Below are 304 nucleotides of genomic sequence, written 5' to 3' on the forward strand. Positions count from 1 at the left end.
CTTCACCAACCGCTCGCGGAAGCCCTCGACCTGACGTTCGGCCACCGCATCGCGCATCTCGCCGAACGACGGCAGCCCGGAGACATGCAGCTGCAGCGAGGTCGATTGCGGCGTGGGCAGCCGACAGGCGCCCAAGGCCAGGTTCAGGCCGACGCCGAACACGATGACGACGTCGTCATCGACATCAGCATCAGTACCGGTACCGGACGACGGCGGAATCACCAGTTCCGAGAGCAGCCCGCCCAGCTTGAGCCCGTGGCAGAACACGTCGTTCGGCCATTTGAGTTCCAGCGAGCAGTCCGGC

General features: G+C 65.8%; 1 pseudogene. It reads right to left on the bottom strand.

The window, feature by feature from the left end:
- Positions 1 to 304: pseudogene (locus tag DKT72_RS19135) on the bottom strand (hypothetical protein); the annotation flags it as partial.

The sequence above is a fragment of the Confluentibacter sediminis genome, assembly GCF_003258355.1.
Lineage (GTDB): Bacteria > Bacteroidota > Bacteroidia > Flavobacteriales > Flavobacteriaceae > Confluentibacter > Confluentibacter sediminis.